Origin of the sequence: Pseudescherichia vulneris NBRC 102420 (genome assembly GCF_000759795.1) — a bacterium.
Taxonomy (GTDB): domain Bacteria; phylum Pseudomonadota; class Gammaproteobacteria; order Enterobacterales; family Enterobacteriaceae; genus Pseudescherichia; species Pseudescherichia vulneris.
In genome coordinates this window covers 1-14,023 of sequence record NZ_BBMZ01000015.1, presented here as the reverse complement: position 1 = coordinate 14,023, position 14,023 = coordinate 1, and the positions used below count along the sequence as shown (strand labels likewise).

Below are 14,023 nucleotides of genomic sequence, written 5' to 3'. Positions count from 1 at the left end.
TTCATAGTAACTAAGCACTTCCCCCTTTGTGTGCTTAAATCGATCCGATCTATTTTAATGGTATTTCAGGCAATCCGACAACTTAATCCCCGCTTTGTTCAGCCGCTGGCTCAGTGGATAAGCAAATAAAAGCAACACCTTGCCAATTGCGTGTTTATCCTGGAGACAGGCTGCGACGCTTAGTGTAGGGTTGCCAACGAATGTAATCATAACTGGTCTTAGGGATAAGACGATAAGTCTGATATTGCACGGAGTGATATGAGTAAACTACCCGCACAGCGCGAATACTTTCTTGACTCCATTCGCGCGTGGCTGATGCTGTTAGGCATCCCCTTTCATATCTCATTAATCTACTCAAGCCACGTCTGGCACGTGAACAGCGCTGCGCCTTCGTGGTGGCTGACCCTGTTCAACGACTTTATCCACGCCTTTCGGATGCAGGTCTTCTTTGTTATCTCGGGCTACTTCTCGTATATGCTCTATCTGCGCTATCCCATGAAGCGCTGGTGGAAAGTGCGCGTCGAGCGCGTGGGCATCCCGATGCTGACCGCTATCCCGCTGTTAACACTGCCGCAGTTTCTGATGCTGCAGCACGTCAAGGGCAAGGCCGACAGCTGGCACACCCTCTCTATTTACGACAAGTATAATACCTTAGTCTGGGATCTGGTTTCTCACCTCTGGTTTTTACTGGTGCTGGTCGTGCTCACTACGCTTGGGCTGGTGCTGTTTCGCAAACTTAAGCAGGCCGTCGCGGCTAACCCGGAGGCGCTGCTCAGCCAGCTTAGCCTACCCAAGCTGACGCTGATATTTCTGCTGCTTGGCGTGCTGTATGCCGCGTTCCGCCGTACGCTGCTGGTGCTCTATCCGCCTATTCTTAGCGATGGCCTGTTTAACTTTGCCGTTATGCAGACCCTGTTCTACCTGCCGTTTTTTGTGCTGGGGGCGCTAACCTTTATTACGCCTCGGCTTAAGGCGCTCTTTACTACGCCGTCGTGGGGCTGCACCCTGGGCGCGGCGCTGGCTTTCGTGGCCTATCTGCTTAACCAGCGTTACGGCAGCGGTGACGGGTGGATGTATGAGACGGAGAGTGTCATCACCATGGTGATGGGGCTGTGGATGGTCAATGTAGTCTTCTCGCTGGGGCATCGGCTGCTCAACTTCCAATCGGCTCGCGTAACCTACTTCGTGAATGCGTCGCTGTTTATCTATCTGGTGCACCATCCGCTGACGCTGCTCTTTGGCGCATGGATCACGCCGCATATTCACTCAAATACGCTGGGCTTTATCTGCGGACTGATCTTTGTGGTGGGCTGTGCGATTGCTCTCTATGAAGTGCATTTGCGTATTCCGCTGCTGCGTTTTCTCTTCTCCGGCAAGCCCGAGGCGAACAAAGCGCAGCCAAAAGAGGTGCGAAACTAGCCTTAAAGAAGCCACTCTACTGGCAGCCGGGAGGCTAATCGCACCAGCATCCGCTGCCAGAAGCGCGTTTTTGGCTCCTTCTTTAATACCTGCTCTTGACCGTCATGGGTGTCGATCCAATTAATTCGCCCCCAGCGGTCAAGACGCAGTTCCCATGCCGCATCGCGCTGGCTCTGCTGAAAACGTTTATGGATCACCTTCGCCAGCGGCTCGCTCTCAATCACGAAACCCATCTCGGTGTTGAGCATGGCCGAGCGGGGATCGAAGTTAAACGAGCCGATAAACACCTTCCCGCCATCAATGCTAAAGGTTTTAGCGTGCAGACTGGAACCCGAGTTACCCGTCAGGCCGCGATCGTGTATATGGCGGCCACCTTCCCGGGTGGGTTTTAGCTCATATAAGGCTACGCCGTGGCGCAGCAGCTTTTTACGCCAGCGTGCATAGCCCGCGTGCACCACTGCCACATCGTTCGCCGCCAGCGAGTTGGTCAGGATGGCAATTTTCACCCCTTTACGCACCATCTGCAGCAGCTGTGCTACCCCGGCGCGGGTCGGGACGAAATAGGCGGAAATGATATCGATCTGCTCCTCCGGCATCCCCATCACTTTTACCAGACGCTGCGGCAGCAGGGTATGCTCCCGAGCCCTGCCCTGCCCCTTGCGTGGATCGTCGCTTAGCAAGCGAGTTTTGGCCCACAGCATAGGCAGCGTTCCCGCCTCTAGCCGGGTAGAAAACTGGGTGGTTTCAAGCTTGGAGAGGTAGCGCCGCGCCGTCTCATCGTTATACCAGGACTCTGGCACCTGAATCTTGCCGTCGATATCGTCATCTTTAATATCGAGCACTTTCTCAAGGGTGGAAACCGACTGGCAGTTCCAGTAGCGTTCAAAGTCAGCCACAACGTCGCTTACCACCGGGCCTATCGCCAGCACGTCAAGATCGGAGAAGAGCGGCTGCTCCCCCGCGCCAAAGTAGGCGTCGCCGATGTTTCTGCCGCCCACGATAGTGACTTCACCATCGGCGGTGAAGCTTTTATTGTGCATGCGCCGGTTAAGGCGAGCAAAATCGGTTAGGTAGCCCAGCGATCTGAAGAGGCGAAACGAGAAGGGATTAAACAAACGAACATCGATATTGGCATGGGCATTAAGCTTGCGCAGAATATCGTCCAGTCCTTGGGTATTGTTATCGTCCAGCAGCAAACGAATTGTCACGCCCCGCCGGGCTGCCTTAAGCAGCTGCGACAGCAGCAGCCGCCCGGACATATCGTCTTCCCATATATAGTACTGAATGTCCAGGGTACGCTCGGCCATCTCAATCAGCCGGTAGCGAGCGGCAAAGGCATCAAGACTGTCATCCAGCGCCAGGATGCCGCACGCGTCGGGATGAGCCGCACGGGCGGGGGCGATAGCGCGCCCCAGCCGCGTACTAGGCGTCTGGTTCGTCACCCTGCTGGGTGAGGAGTCGTTGATAAAGTCGGGTATTTTCATCGTCATAACAGACAAAGTATACCTGACCAATCGACGGATGCCGGGTTAGATAATCCGAAACCGTAGCGACAGCGATTTCTGCCGCCGCAGGTTTAGGAAAACCGTATATGCCGGTGCTGATAGCGGGGAACGCTACCGAGTGATAGCCGTTGGCTTCAGCCAGCTTCAGGCTATTACGGTAGGCATCCTCCAGCAGCCGCTGCTCATGCTCTTCGCCGCCGCGCCAGATGGGCCCCACGGTGTGGATCACCGCCTTTGCCGGTAGCGCCCCGGCAAGGGTGATCACCGCATGGCCTGGCGGACACTCGCCCTGCTGCTCCCGCACGGCTTTACAGGCGGCGAGCAGCGCCGGCCCGGCGGCACGGTGGATAGCGCCATCGACGCCGCCCCCGCCCATTAAGGAGGGGTTAGCCGCATTAACAATGACATCTACCTGTAATGTAGTGATGTCACCCTGAATAACCTCCATACGCGATTGCATATTTGCCTCTCTTATCTCATCGCTTTCAACTAAGTGTATAGCAGGGTGTGGCAGGCGGGAGAAATTACACGGCGCTCGGTCAGTCTATATAATGATACAGCAGATTGATTTTACACCGGATCTGGCTGCGTTATTACTCAGCGGGCCACTGCTGTACGAGGTGCAGGGTATCGCCATCGGTCACGGTAACCACGACTTTAACCGTGTCTTTGGGCGAGATATTCATGCTCAGGCGGGCAAGTTTTGTCGGCTGGTTAGCTTGCAGCGTTAGGGTTTTTCGCTGCTGGGTATTGCTCTGCCCGCTCACGCCCGCATGGACGGTGAGGATCTGGATCTGGCATACACAGGGCTGGGTGACAACGACCTGGGGAGTAATGGTATAGATATCTTGCTGCCGCTCGGTCAGGAAAGTGATTTGGCTGGCCATGGCGGCAACGAAGAGCAAGGAATGCATAGCGACCTCCTGATAAAAAAACAGGGCCGAAGCCCTGTTTTTTCGCACCAGACAGAATTAGTACTGGTTAGCCGTTGCGTTGTTGCCGTAGCCAACCTGACGTACTTCTACGTAAGACTGAGACGCGGTCTGGTTAACCAGCGCGCCGTTAGCGGTACCGTATTGACGTACGTCGATATCAGAGTGGCGGCTGTTCCACTGGTCGATAGTGGCATTGTTACGAGAACCGTTCTGAGACAGGCTGATAGAGCTGTCATCAGAACCCTGGCCTACGTCTGCGGCGTTACGTGAGCCATGCTGAGTCACGGTCAGATCGGAGTCACGAGCATCGGTCTGCAGAGCCAGAGCGGAGTTGTTGCTACCGTACTGGAAAATGCTTAATTCAGAGTTCGGGCCGCCGTAGCTGCCGCCACCATATTGACCAACGGAACCTGCGAAAGCGCTGCCGGAAATAACGATCGCTGCCAATGCTGCCACTTTAATGAATTTCATGGTTAACTCCCATCGGATTGATATATTAGTTTCACAACGGATTTAGCGTTGAATAACGCGAATAGCCATTTGTGATTGCCTCTGCACTACAACTGCCGTTTTTTGCGTACCATACTGCGTAATATTCGCTTTGTTACCTGAACCTTTCTGGATAATCATCGCGGTATTACCGTATGCACCTTGCGTTATACTCGCGTCATTAGCACTGCCTGACTGATCGATATACGCAAAGTTATAGGCTCCTGCCTGATCAATTTTTGCCCGGTTACTCGCCCCTTCCTGGGAGATAACAGCGTGCATTTTAGATCCGTCCTGACGTAGCTGGGCGCTATTATTGGTACCATCCTGGCCAATTATCGCAGCCTGATTGTAAGACGTTTTGCTCAATTCATTTACCGCAAAATTATATTCTGACACGGCCAGATCATAACTTGACGCGGCGGCTATCCCAGGCGCACCCAGCATTGTTAACACCATAATCAACGTTCTGTTTTTCATGTTGTCACCTGGACCTGGAGTATTTTCACTATGAATAATGTGCTCCGCTGTTATTAACGTATTTTTACATCCGTTAACGCTGCGTTACGGAAAAGAGTATGTAACGGTAAATATTAATAATATCTCACCCGCCAGTGGTATTTTTATCTCTATGTTCACCTTAAAGTACTAACGGTCTAAAAAAAGGAGGGATAATGTATTAAATAAATTCTCGCACCTTCGTTTGGTACAGGTTTGAGCGTTATAGCAACCGGAAATGAGTTATGCCTTGCTAGCACCCCCTGAGGGATAGGCGTAAAAAATTTGTGGCTTTGCGATCATCAAAGCAAATTTTTCTTTCCCTTCCCTGATTTTGATAACACTGACGCATAAAAACATGACGCATAAAAAAATCAAAATCGCACAAAAGAAGATATATTTATAATAAAATCATGAAGTTAAAATAATTTGTATGATTTTTAAATGTGATGCAAAAGTATTAGTTTGTACAACTTTTCCGTGAAAATTAAACATCAAAAAAAGCACAAAATAACATTTTAAAATTTATTTTTACATTTTGTTACATGTTTAACACTTGATTTAAGATTGGTAATAGCTAGATTGAAATCAGCAGTATGTTTGAGTTTTTGTTAAATTTTGCCCATAGGGCTCACTCTTATTGATTACACACAGCAGTGCCACATCTGTCAGTACTTCTGGATACCCAGTTATACCTGGGGAAAAAGACAGGTGTACCAACAAGCGGGGTTTATTATGTTTAATGAAGTCCAGAGTTTTCAAAGTCAGTCTATTCTGTTGATTACTAAACCTTCCTTACAGGCTGCCGCTCTACTGCAGCATCTGAAGCAGTCCCTCTCTCTTTCGGGGAAAGTGCATAATATTCAACGTTCTCTGGATGATATATCGCCCGGAAGCGTGATCCTGTTTGACATGATGGAGGCAGACAAAAAACTGATCCATTACTGGCAGGATAATTTAGGCAGGAAAAACAATGCCGTTAAGCTGCTGTTACTGAATACGCCTGACGAATACCCGTTCCGTGACATCGAAAGCTGGCCGCACATCAACGGCGTTTTCTATGTAACAGAAGATCAGTCCCGGGTGGTCGATGGCCTTCTTAGCGTGCAGCGCGGCGAGTGCTACTTCTCCCAAAAGCTCGCTAGCTACCTCATTACCCACTCCGGTAACTACCGTTACAACAGCTCCGAAGCCGCGCTGCTCACGCACCGGGAGAAGGAGATCCTCAATAAGCTGCGCATTGGCGCATCGAACAATGAGATCGCCCGCTCGCTGTTTATTAGCGAAAACACGGTAAAAACCCATCTTTACAATCTTTTCAAGAAGATATCCGTAAAAAATCGTACGCAGGCCGTCTCATGGGCTAACGATAACCTCAGGCGATAACACCATGAAACGGTTCGTTGCATGGTTTGCAGCCGCAGGTCTTCTGCTGGCTGCCGGGAACCTGCGTGCTGTCGAGGTGGAAGTTCCCGGATTACTGACCGATCGTACGGTCTCGTCTGTTGGACACGATTTTTATCGTGCTTTTAGTGATAAATGGGAAAGCAGTTATACAGGGAACCTGAGTATCAATGAACGTCCCAGCGCGCGGTGGGGAAGCTGGATCACGATTACGGTCAATCAGGACGTCGTGTTTCAAACGTTTTTATTTCCCACTAAACGCGACTTTGACAGCAACGTTAATGCCGCGGTAGCGCAAACCCAGGAAGCACTGGATCGCCGGCAGATCGATCAAGCTCTGCTGAGTACTGGCGATCTGGCGCGAGATGAATTCTAAAACACGATAAATTTCTTTCGGAGGCTCACATGCGTATCGCCTGTGCCGTAGTCACGCTTTTGCTTGTCTCGCCGTCACTATTTGCTGCAAATATGACATTTCAGTTTCGTAACCCTAATTTTGGTGGCAACCCCAATAACGGCGCTTTTTTATTAAATAGCGCCCAGGCACAAAACTCCTATAAAGACCCGGACTATGGCTCTAATTATGGAATAGAGACACCGTCGGCGTTGGATAACTTTACCCAAGCCATTCAATCACAGGTGCTGGGAGGACTACTGACCAATATCAATACTGGCAAGCCGGGAAGAATGATCACCAGTGATTTTATTGTTGATATCGCTAATAACGACGGGCAGCTTCAGCTCAACGTAACAGATCGAAAAACCGGAAAAACATCCACTATAGAGGTGTCGGGTTTACAGAATGGTTCAACCGACTTTTAAAGCACAGCTACCGTTTCTACAGGAATAATAATTATGCAGCGCTTACTCACCATACTGGCTGTCTGTTTACTCAGCGGATGCTTAACGGCTCCACCGAAAGAAGCAGCGAAACCAACATTAATGCCTCGGGCTCAGAGTTATCAAGATTTAACCCATCTGCCGATGCCAACCGGTAAGATATTTGTCTCTGTTTATAATATTCAGGATGAAACCGGACAGTTTAAAGCCTATCCGGCGAGTAACTTCTCTACCGCCGTCCCGCAGAGCGCCACCTCTATGCTGGTCACGGCGCTGAAGGATTCGCGCTGGTTTATTCCGCTTGAGCGTCAGGGGCTACAGAACCTGCTTAACGAGCGGAAGATCATCCGGGCTGCACAGGAGAACGGCACGGTGGCGGTCAATAACCGTTTCCCGCTCCAGTCTTTGACTGCGGCTAACGTGATGGTCGAAGGCTCGATTATCGGCTACGAGAGCAACGTGAAGTCCGGTGGAGTGGGTGCGCGTTACTTTGGCATTGGAGCCGACACCCAGTACCAGCTTGACCAGGTCGCGGTTAACCTGCGCGTGGTCAACGTGAGCACCGGGGAGATCCTGTCGTCAGTCAACACCAGCAAGACCATCCTCTCCTATGAGGTGCAGGCCGGGGTGTTCCGCTTTATTGACTACCAGCGTCTGTTGGAGGGTGAAGTCGGCTTTACCGCGAATGAACCCGTTATGCTGTGCCTGATGTCAGCGATTGAAACCGGCGTGATCTACCTGATCAACGATGGCATCGATCGTGGGCTGTGGGATCTGCAAAACAAGGCCGAGAGCGAAGATCCGGTTCTGGTGAAATACCGCCATATGGCAACGCCGCCAGAGTCATAATCGCGGCTAAGCAAGACCGAAGCGTGGCGGATCACTCCGCCGCGCTTTTTTTTGCGCTGGAATTTGCCGCTCTGTCGCGCCATGCCGCCAGCCACAGGCCGCTATTTTTCATGGCGTAGCCAAACAGGAGCCCAACGGCCAGCGAGGGAACCACCGTTCGCCAGTCGCCCTGGGCGGCAAAGGTGGCGCAGGCGCCGATAAAAGTACCGGGAACAAAGGAGAGCAGCAGGTTTTTCGCCTGGATGCACATCAGGAAGGCCACAACGCCGGTAAGCAGGTAGCTGACAATGCTGAGATGCGGGCTTAACGCACTGCCGTAAATAATCACCTGCGCCCAGGCGACGCCGCTCATGACGGTAAAGGCCGAGATCAGCAGGCCTTTTACCCCACCCTGCGGGCAGGCGAAATAGGCTGTACAGCCAAGAAAGCCGGCCCAGCTCAACAGGCCCAGTGAGACGGCAACCCAACCCCAGAGAGCGGAGAGAATGCCCGTCGTTAATGCAATTGAGAAGAGTATGTTCATGGCGCGCATCTTAGCAGAAGCGCACCATTGAAATGAGATCGCCCGCACGTTATTTGCAAGCGATCGACACAAGTTACATTTTATTTGTGATTTAGATCACATTACTCTGCGGACTCTTCTTCAAGCTCATCCCACATGGCGGCGATGGCCTCTCGGGTAAGCCCTGCCAGGGTGCGCCAAAACGGCGTTACCGCATGGGCCTCAACCTTGCCAAGGAATGTTCCGCACCACGGCAGCAGGTAGTCAGCGAACAGCGTTTCCAGAGCCTCACTCTCATCCTCCGCTGCGTTATCCTCCAGCCAGGAGGCGGCCAGCAGCAGCGTACCAATGTGATCGGCTGGTGCATCGGTCAGCGGCATGCCCCGTGCGGTTAAAAAGGCCCGCACCTCTGCCTCGTTTGCCCCCTCCTGCCACGCGCTACGATATGGCGCGACGCTGCACGATTCGCCGACAAACAGGGCCTGGTAGTCCGTCGCCAGGGCCGGATCGTCAACGCTTTTCTGCAGGCGGGCAAGCAGCTCATCCTGCTCCAGCGGCCAGTTTGCCGCCAGCTTACCGTCGCGGATCAACGCAAAGAGCGGGACCAAAACCGGATCCTCAGACTGGCGGTAGTAGAGTGAGCCAAGCACGCGGCAGAGGATTGAAAACTCGTTCATTATAGGTTCCGTGATAAAAATTAAAGTTCAGCAAACTCATCAATCGGCGGCATTCCGCGCGATTCAAGGAAGTTTAACAGGCGGCGCGGCGAGACGTTAAGGATCCGATCTTCCGGAAAATCGACGTCATCCAGCACCTTGCGACACTCGGTAAAATCACCCAGCGAAAAAGCGGTGTGCGAATCGGATCCTAACGCCACCCAGCCTCCCGCGTCACGCACGGCAGCGGCAATAGCGCGGCAGTTCGCCTCGCTGCCTTTACGCGAGTGAAGGAAAGAGGAGTTGTTGATCTCCAGGGCGACATCATACTTCGCTGCTGCGGCGGCAATCGCCGGAATATCAACAGGATACTTTGGGTTGCCCGGATGGCTAATAATATGCACGTTACCGCTGGCCATGGTAGCAATCATCGCCTCGGTATGGGTCGCCCGATCCTGTGGCGCGAATACCGGCTCATGGAAACCGGCGATGATCAGATCCAGTGCGGGAAGCATCGGCCCGGTGCAGTCAATTTCACCGGCGGTGTTTTTGATGTTGGCCTCGATACCGCGCAGGATCCCTACCCCATCCACCAGCCGCGGCCAGATCCGCATATTCACAAAGTGCCAGTAGTGCGGGGCATCGGCCATATCGGGGCCATGATCGGTGATAGCAAAAAGCTTAAGGCCTTTGCTTTTGGCTATCGCAATATAGTCGTGGAGGGTGCTGTAGGCGTGGGTGCTGGCGACGGTGTGCATGTGCAGGTCAACGGGGTACATGACGCTCTCCTCTGTTAATGACGCTCAAGGATAACAGGAATTATTACCCTTTTTAATGAAAACCCGGGGCTAGTAGCCGCGAGTGCGGTCAACCTGGCCGGTTACCGGCTCGCCCTGTTCCAGTTTGGTAATCGTACGGGCAATATAGTCGATCGCTTCATTAGGGCGCGTGACCGCAGCGATGTGCGGGGTCATCGCCACGCGGGGATGCGCCCACAGCGGGCTGCTGGCCGGGAGCGGCTCTTTACTGAAGACGTCCAGCATGGCCCCTTTCAGCTTGCCGCTCTCCAGAGCCTGGAGGAGATCGTCTTCCACTACGTGCACGCCGCGCGCCAGGTTGAGCAGATAAGCGTTATCCGCCAGCTGGTTCAGCAGTGATACGTTAATGATGCCTCGGGTCTCTGATGTATTAGGCAGGAGGTTAATCAAGACGCGGGTGCCTTGCAGGAAATTGCCCAGCTCGTTTTCGCCGGCAAAGCTTTGAACGCCTGGCCAGGATTTACGGCTACGGCTCCAGCAGCGCAGCGGGAATCCCCACGCTTGAAGGCTTTCGGCCACCTTCGATCCCAGCACGCCTGCACCGAGAATGCCGATGGTAAAATCTTCACGCTGATACTCATCCAGCTCCTGCCAGCGGGCCTGCTGTTTCTGGGCGTGGTAATCATCAAAGCGGCGGAACCAGTGCAGAACCTGGCTCACGGCATACTCCTGCATCTGCAATGCCATGCCGGTATCTTCGAGGCGAAACAGCGGAATGCTTTCAGGCAGCATATCCGGGTGGGCATTAAGCTGGCTCAGGATAGAGTCAACGCCTGCGCCGAGGGCAAATACGGCTTTCAGGCTACGGCCCTGAAGCATGTCGACTGGCGGATGCCAGACCAGGGCATAGTCTGCGGGTTCATTATCGCCCGGCTTCCACTCACGGACCCGGGCATCGGGAAGGGCCTGAGAGAGTTTATCCAGCCAAAATTGCGTATCGAAAGACGGATGATAGAAGATGATATCCATACTGACTCCAGATGCATTCATGCGATGGTATAGTTGAAACATTATCTATTGATGAGGATAACAAATTTGTTCCGGGGACAGGGATAAAGGTGGCTGATGATAAAAAAAACAGTTTCTGGATATTTAGAAAGCACGTTGCTTGAAGTTTGTCTAAACGCGCTAAATTATTGAAAAAGGAGATTGACGGTGAAGCCGGATTTCCCTACATTAGCGCCGTCCCAGCGATGCTGGGAAGACAATATGGTGAGGTGTCCGAGTGGCTGAAGGAGCACGCCTGGAAAGTGTGTATACGGCAACGTATCGGGGGTTCGAATCCCCCCCTCACCGCCATATTCGAAGAGAAGCTCGCATGCAAATGCGGGCTTTTTTTTCGCATGTTGCACCCCACCGGGGGGGATGAGAACCTCCGACCGGGGTTCGACAACGGGCAGTTGCCCGTTGGACAGACCGGGAGCGCAGCGAGCTGCTCGACACAAAAACGTCTGCGTTAGTTTTTGATAGGCCGCGCAATGTTATCATCATGATATGGCCTATTTATAATTGACCCTAAACACCCAAAGGCCACTCTACTTAAACAAAAACCATCATCCAGCTACATAAACACAAGGATTTTCATCTAAACACATAAATCAATAAGTTAGTCATAATTTTTCTGCGGCACCATTCCAATTAACAAAAAAAGTGATAAAATACACCACTATTATTTAGATCAAATCTATTTTCATAAAGGAAACCATATGCTCTGTAGCATCTCTAAAATAAATACTCCAATTCCGTTCTCTAGGAAAAAGGTTGACATCCAATTAGATGGAAGAAGCTTAATTATTACCGGAGGAAATGGTTGCGGAAAAACTAGTTTTATAACAGCCATTTATAATTACTTAAAAAAAGGGATAGATGATCCAAGAAACAATGATGTTCAGTATTTAATGGGTCAAATTAACCATATACAAAACCAAATAAAAAATATCGGTAGAGATGGTGGCCATTATAATTACTACCAAGATGAGTTAAGTAAACACAAAAATCGAATAGAAGAAATTAATAATTTTAACATCGAAACAAACTCTATTGATAACAAAGATATTAGATCTTTACTTAGATTTCATAGTGCAACAAGACAATCAGCGATCTCATCCCCAATTCAAACACCAAAGCACTCCATACTTGTTGAAGAAAATAAACATTTTGCCAATGATAAAGACGGCAGCCAATTTTTTGAAAGTTATTTATTAAGTCTGAAAAAAAATCAAAGTTATGCAATAGCTTTTGATAAAAATGTAAATGAGGCGAATCGCATAAACAATTGGTTTGAAAAAATACAGTCAGATTTGCGTTCACTGTTTGAAGATGAAAACTTAGTTCTTGATTTCGACACAAAGGATGAGAAGTTTTATTTACACCAAGACGGTAAGGACAAGTATACTTTCCAAACGTTATCGGCTGGATATTCATCTATACTGAGTATTTATACAGATTTAATAATGCGAGTTGAAATGTGGGGCGTTTCACCAGATAATATACAAGGGATTATATTTATTGATGAAATTGATGCTCATCTTCACGTATCGTTACAAAAGCAAATACTGCGATTTTTTATAAAATCCTTCCCTAAAGTCCAATTCATTGTAACTACTCACTCACCCTTTGTAGTTACATCCGTTACAGACTCGGTTATTTATGACCTTACAGCCAATGAGCAAATTATAGATGTTTCTTCATACTCATATGGAGTAGTTATGGAAGAAATATTTGGCGTACTACCGGATTCACATGCATTAACGGATAAACTTATACATATTGAGAAGTTATCTCAAAACATAACTATTGATAACATTTGCGAACTAGAAAACATCATATCTTCTTTAGCAACTGAAAAGGAACATATGAGCGATGACACTCAAGCTTTTCTTGATACCGCACAATTAAAACTTATTAAAACCAAAAAAAACATCAGTAAGTAGGGAAAGAATCATGTTCAATGTAATTAGAAAAATGCCCGCTCCTAATTCATTGCTAGCTCAAAAAAAATATGATAGCGATGATGTTCATTCAGCGCTACAGGAATGTTTTCATGAGAAATGTTATTTATGTGAAACTAAAAAACCTTTAGATATAAATATTGAACATTTTGACCCACACATGGGTAATGTAAATAAAAAATTTTCATGGCACAATTTATACCTTGTATGCTCGAGATGTAATAACATTAAATTAACTAAATATACTAACCTGCTTGATTGTTGCTCAATAAGCGTATGGGATAGGGTCAAATTAACTCCCGGCTTTTCTCCAAAATCGAAAGAATTCATTATCACTCCACAGTATTTTGATAATAAGACTCTTGAAACCGCACAACTGCTAAACGATATTTACAACAACGATAATACGATCAACAAACGACTCACAGCACGTTCTCTTCGGGCAAAGGTGGTCGAAACGACACACAAACTAACGCAATATATGATTATCTACTATGATGATGATTCGACAGATGAAGAAAAAGAGAATGCATTTAATAAAATCAAAATTATGATAAAGAAATCTTATCCTTACTCTGCCTTTTGTCGCTGGATAATAAAAGATGATGAAGAACTTGATAAATTATTGACACCATTGATGGACTGACTGACAAAAATAATAAAGAGCCATTTGGCTCTTTATTATTTTAAGGGAAGCATTTGCTACCTGTCTGCCCATAGGGCGAGCGAAGCGAGTCAATCCCCCCGGTGGCGCTCTGCTTACCGGGGCTACGGTTTGTGCCAAATTTTAGCACCATGTCTGATGTCTGGACGTAGGCCGGATAAGCGGAGCGCCATCCGGCGATGCTCCCGATCCTCCGGTGGCGCTTTGCTTACTGGGGCTACGGTATCTACCCTTCTGGTGCATTTGCTCACGGCTTAACCGAACGCACGTTAAAGCAGAAATTAAGCTTGACCGCTTCAGTGCAACTCCCTATAGTAGCGCCCCGTTGCCCCCGAGAGGAAGGCAGCAAAAACAATACGGTGAGGTGTCCGAGTGGCTGAAGGAGCACGCCTGGAAAGTGTGTATACGGCAACGTATCGAGGGTTCGAACCCCTCTCTCACCGCCACATTTAAAGAAGAGCCCGCATGCAAATGCGGGCTTTTTTTTCGCCTG

16 protein-coding genes and 2 tRNA genes are annotated in these 14,023 nt (G+C 49.6%); 9 read left to right on the top strand and 9 right to left on the bottom strand.

All coding sequences use genetic code 11. The annotated features are described in order from the left end of the window. Positions 1–258 precede the first annotated feature (258 nt). Positions 259–1,419 carry a glucans biosynthesis protein MdoC gene (mdoC, locus tag EV102420_RS13740; RefSeq protein WP_042392678.1) on the top strand — a complete coding sequence of 387 codons (1,161 nt, stop codon included), beginning with the start codon at positions 259–261 and terminating at the stop codon, positions 1,417–1,419. 2 nt (positions 1,420–1,421) lie between these two features. Here the strand turns inward: mdoC and EV102420_RS13735 are convergent, their stop codons facing one another. From EV102420_RS13735 to csgB, 5 genes are all read right to left on the bottom strand, one after another. Continuing rightward, the gene (locus EV102420_RS13735; protein ID WP_042392676.1) at positions 1,422–2,909 is read right to left on the bottom strand and encodes a phospholipase D family protein; all 1,488 of its coding nucleotides are present in this window, start codon (positions 2,907–2,909) and stop codon (positions 1,422–1,424) included. Then, positions 2,842–3,384: an O-acetyl-ADP-ribose deacetylase gene (gene ymdB, locus EV102420_RS13730; RefSeq protein ID WP_042392674.1), complete on the bottom strand. Its 543-nt coding sequence runs from the start codon at positions 3,382–3,384 to the stop codon at positions 2,842–2,844. The genes EV102420_RS13735 and ymdB overlap by 68 nt, the downstream gene beginning before the upstream one ends. A 133-nt stretch (positions 3,385–3,517) precedes the next feature. After that, positions 3,518–3,838 carry a curli assembly chaperone CsgC gene (csgC, locus tag EV102420_RS13725; protein WP_042392672.1) on the bottom strand — a complete coding sequence of 107 codons (321 nt, stop codon included), beginning with the start codon at positions 3,836–3,838 and terminating at the stop codon, positions 3,518–3,520. Between the two features lie 57 nt (positions 3,839–3,895). Continuing rightward, on the bottom strand, positions 3,896–4,330 hold the full coding sequence (gene csgA, locus EV102420_RS13720) for a curli major subunit CsgA (protein WP_042392668.1): 435 nt from the start codon (positions 4,328–4,330) through the stop codon (positions 3,896–3,898). A 42-nt stretch (positions 4,331–4,372) separates the two neighbouring features. Further along, a complete protein-coding gene (csgB, locus tag EV102420_RS13715; RefSeq protein WP_042392666.1) occupies positions 4,373–4,828 on the bottom strand; it encodes a curli minor subunit CsgB in 456 nt (151 codons plus the stop codon). A 753-nt stretch (positions 4,829–5,581) separates the two neighbouring features. On the opposite strand from csgB, the gene csgD reads away from it, so the two are divergent. From csgD to csgG, 4 genes are read left to right on the top strand one after another with little or no spacing between them, the layout of a single operon-like run. Further along, a complete protein-coding gene (csgD, locus tag EV102420_RS13710) occupies positions 5,582–6,232 on the top strand; it encodes a biofilm master transcriptional regulator CsgD (protein ID WP_042392665.1) in 651 nt (216 codons plus the stop codon). 4 nt (positions 6,233–6,236) lie between these two features. Further along, positions 6,237–6,626 carry a curli production assembly/transport protein CsgE gene (gene csgE, locus EV102420_RS13705; protein ID WP_042392662.1) on the top strand — a complete coding sequence of 130 codons (390 nt, stop codon included), beginning with the start codon at positions 6,237–6,239 and terminating at the stop codon, positions 6,624–6,626. Positions 6,627–6,655: 29 nt separating this feature from the next. Then, on the top strand, positions 6,656–7,072 hold the full coding sequence (gene csgF, locus EV102420_RS13700) for a curli production assembly/transport protein CsgF (RefSeq protein ID WP_042392660.1): 417 nt from the start codon (positions 6,656–6,658) through the stop codon (positions 7,070–7,072). A gap of 33 nt (positions 7,073–7,105) precedes the next feature. After that, the gene (gene csgG / locus EV102420_RS13695; protein ID WP_042392658.1) at positions 7,106–7,939 is read left to right on the top strand and encodes a curli production assembly/transport protein CsgG; all 834 of its coding nucleotides are present in this window, start codon (positions 7,106–7,108) and stop codon (positions 7,937–7,939) included. A 31-nt stretch (positions 7,940–7,970) separates the two neighbouring features. Here csgG and EV102420_RS13690 read toward each other — a convergent pair whose 3' ends face one another. From EV102420_RS13690 to ghrA, 4 genes are all read right to left on the bottom strand, one after another. Beyond that, entirely contained in the window at positions 7,971–8,462 is a 492-nt protein-coding gene (locus tag EV102420_RS13690) for a DUF1097 domain-containing protein (RefSeq protein ID WP_131406018.1), read from the bottom strand. A gap of 101 nt (positions 8,463–8,563) precedes the next feature. After that, complete coding sequence (locus EV102420_RS13685) at positions 8,564–9,118, bottom strand: TorD/DmsD family molecular chaperone (protein ID WP_042392653.1); 555 nt, start codon at positions 9,116–9,118, stop codon at positions 8,564–8,566. A 20-nt stretch (positions 9,119–9,138) separates the two neighbouring features. Continuing rightward, positions 9,139–9,876: a phosphatase gene (locus EV102420_RS13680; protein WP_042392650.1), complete on the bottom strand. Its 738-nt coding sequence runs from the start codon at positions 9,874–9,876 to the stop codon at positions 9,139–9,141. Positions 9,877–9,945: 69 nt separating this feature from the next. Beyond that, complete coding sequence (gene ghrA, locus EV102420_RS13675) at positions 9,946–10,884, bottom strand: glyoxylate/hydroxypyruvate reductase GhrA (protein ID WP_042392647.1); 939 nt, start codon at positions 10,882–10,884, stop codon at positions 9,946–9,948. Between the two features lie 242 nt (positions 10,885–11,126). Between ghrA and EV102420_RS13670 the strand changes: the two genes are divergently transcribed. The 4 genes from EV102420_RS13670 to EV102420_RS13655 all read left to right on the top strand — a co-directional run bounded on the left by EV102420_RS13670 (position 11,127) and on the right by EV102420_RS13655 (position 13,976). After that, positions 11,127–11,214: transfer RNA gene (locus tag EV102420_RS13670), tRNA-Ser, on the top strand. A 407-nt stretch (positions 11,215–11,621) separates the two neighbouring features. Continuing rightward, on the top strand, positions 11,622–12,848 hold the full coding sequence (locus EV102420_RS13665; protein ID WP_042392645.1) for an AAA family ATPase: 1,227 nt from the start codon (positions 11,622–11,624) through the stop codon (positions 12,846–12,848). Between the two features lie 10 nt (positions 12,849–12,858). After that, a complete protein-coding gene (locus EV102420_RS13660) occupies positions 12,859–13,512 on the top strand; it encodes an HNH endonuclease family protein (RefSeq protein WP_042392643.1) in 654 nt (217 codons plus the stop codon). A gap of 376 nt (positions 13,513–13,888) precedes the next feature. Next, positions 13,889–13,976, top strand: a tRNA-Ser gene (locus EV102420_RS13655). Positions 13,977–14,023 lie beyond the last annotated feature (47 nt).

Coding starts and splice junctions, on each gene's coding strand:
- mdoC (WP_042392678.1), top strand. CDS start 259: ATGAGTAAACTACCCGCACAGCGCGAATACTTTCTTGACTCCATTCGC.
- EV102420_RS13735 (WP_042392676.1), bottom strand. CDS start 2,909: ATGACGATGAAAATACCCGACTTTATCAACGACTCCTCACCCAGCAGG.
- ymdB (WP_042392674.1), bottom strand. CDS start 3,384: ATGCAATCGCGTATGGAGGTTATTCAGGGTGACATCACTACATTACAG.
- csgC (WP_042392672.1), bottom strand. CDS start 3,838: ATGCATTCCTTGCTCTTCGTTGCCGCCATGGCCAGCCAAATCACTTTC.
- csgA (WP_042392668.1), bottom strand. CDS start 4,330: ATGAAATTCATTAAAGTGGCAGCATTGGCAGCGATCGTTATTTCCGGC.
- csgB (WP_042392666.1), bottom strand. CDS start 4,828: ATGAAAAACAGAACGTTGATTATGGTGTTAACAATGCTGGGTGCGCCT.
- csgD (WP_042392665.1), top strand. CDS start 5,582: ATGTTTAATGAAGTCCAGAGTTTTCAAAGTCAGTCTATTCTGTTGATT.
- csgE (WP_042392662.1), top strand. CDS start 6,237: ATGAAACGGTTCGTTGCATGGTTTGCAGCCGCAGGTCTTCTGCTGGCT.
- csgF (WP_042392660.1), top strand. CDS start 6,656: ATGCGTATCGCCTGTGCCGTAGTCACGCTTTTGCTTGTCTCGCCGTCA.
- csgG (WP_042392658.1), top strand. CDS start 7,106: ATGCAGCGCTTACTCACCATACTGGCTGTCTGTTTACTCAGCGGATGC.
- EV102420_RS13690 (WP_131406018.1), bottom strand. CDS start 8,462: ATGAACATACTCTTCTCAATTGCATTAACGACGGGCATTCTCTCCGCT.
- EV102420_RS13685 (WP_042392653.1), bottom strand. CDS start 9,118: ATGAACGAGTTTTCAATCCTCTGCCGCGTGCTTGGCTCACTCTACTAC.
- EV102420_RS13680 (WP_042392650.1), bottom strand. CDS start 9,876: ATGTACCCCGTTGACCTGCACATGCACACCGTCGCCAGCACCCACGCC.
- ghrA (WP_042392647.1), bottom strand. CDS start 10,884: ATGGATATCATCTTCTATCATCCGTCTTTCGATACGCAATTTTGGCTG.
- EV102420_RS13665 (WP_042392645.1), top strand. CDS start 11,622: ATGCTCTGTAGCATCTCTAAAATAAATACTCCAATTCCGTTCTCTAGG.
- EV102420_RS13660 (WP_042392643.1), top strand. CDS start 12,859: ATGTTCAATGTAATTAGAAAAATGCCCGCTCCTAATTCATTGCTAGCT.